The organism is Legionella pneumophila subsp. fraseri (genome assembly GCF_000586315.1).
GTDB lineage: Bacteria > Pseudomonadota > Gammaproteobacteria > Legionellales > Legionellaceae > Legionella > Legionella pneumophila_B.
The window spans coordinates 1-1366 of sequence record NZ_JFIM01000056.1 but is presented as its reverse complement, the minus strand read 5'-3'; the positions used below and the strand labels follow the sequence as shown (position 1 = coordinate 1366).

Below are 1366 nucleotides of genomic sequence, written 5' to 3'. Positions count from 1 at the left end.
GTGTGTAAAGCGTTTTTTTGAGCGGGTATGCAGGGTGATGCGCTTCCCCTCATGGAAGCATTCCACCATCGAACCGCTGGCACGAACTTCAATGGTCTTATGAATGTACTGATAGGGAACACTGTAATAATGTTCATCAAAAACAAAGTGATAATCAATATTCACCTTGGCTTTTTTCCATTCGGCATAGTGATATGGCTCAGAGGGCAAAGGATGAAGCGCTGGTTTGTCCAGAGCCTCGAACAGCTCAAGGCGAGAAGTATTCATTTTCTGAAAGGACTGTTGATTAAAGGCAGCAAGCTTGGGCGCAATGGCTTTTTTAATCTCAGCAATACTGGTAAAGGTATGATGTCGCAATGGGGCAAGAATCTGGCGCTCAACACATCCAACAGCATTCTCAACTTTGGCTTTGTCCTGAGGCCTGGCGGCTCGAGCCGGGACAATAGCGAATCCGTAATGCTCACTGACATGCTGATAGTTTGCGTTAATATCAGGGTCGTAGCGGTGCGACTTGCTCACACCGGATTTCAAGTTATCGGGCACTACAATTTTGGTGACACCGCCAAAGGTGTTCCACATTCGAATATGGGAGCTAATCCAGTGTTCCAGTGATTGACTTTCTGTGATGTCAACAAAGGTAAATTGCGATGCACCAAGACTGGCTACAAAGACTTGTGCTTCATGAATCTCTCCTGTAGACGGCTCTATCCATGGAACAGTCATACCCGCATAATCAACAAAAACCTTTTCTCCAGCTTTATGAACCTGTCGCATGACGGGGCTGATTTGCTTGATATAACGCTTATAACGGTCACAAAACTGGCTATAACCCACACCATCCGGATGACATTCCCGATATTCTCGCCACAGTACCATTAACGTCATTCCTTTTTTGCGCAGCTCCGCATGGATGCACTCCCAGTCCGGCAGAACACGCCGGGTTGAGCTGGCCTTTGATGGTAAAAATAAGCGCTCATACAGCTCCTGCTCGCCAAGAGACAGTGCTTCAGCTAAGGTTAATCCCGCTACACGTGCACGATAAAGATAGTTGGATACAGTTCCAGAACTGATATTGAGGCTTCGCCCAATATCACGGTTACTATGCCCTTGTTCATGCTGTCGAAATACTTCTTGAATTTTTCGCATACTTAATGGTCTCACGATAATCTCGCCTTGGATTACAAGACGAATAGTGTATAAAAATTGTCATATCGTGAGTGTTGATGGTGATCAAATACGACCGGAATCACTGATCAAATGCTCTGGAATCGGTGATCAAGTAATGCCGGAATCACTGATCAAGTGTTTCCGGAATCTGCGATCAAATGCCGCCGGAATTGGTGATCATTTCGCTCCGGAATACACA

1 protein-coding gene is annotated in these 1366 nt (G+C 45.8%); it reads right to left on the bottom strand.

All coding sequences use genetic code 11. The features are described from left to right. Positions 1–1146: IS21 family transposase (istA, locus tag CC34_RS0110105; RefSeq protein WP_028379466.1), on the bottom strand; the 1146-nt coding region annotated here is incomplete at its 3' end. Between the last annotated feature and the right edge of the window lie 220 nt (positions 1147–1366).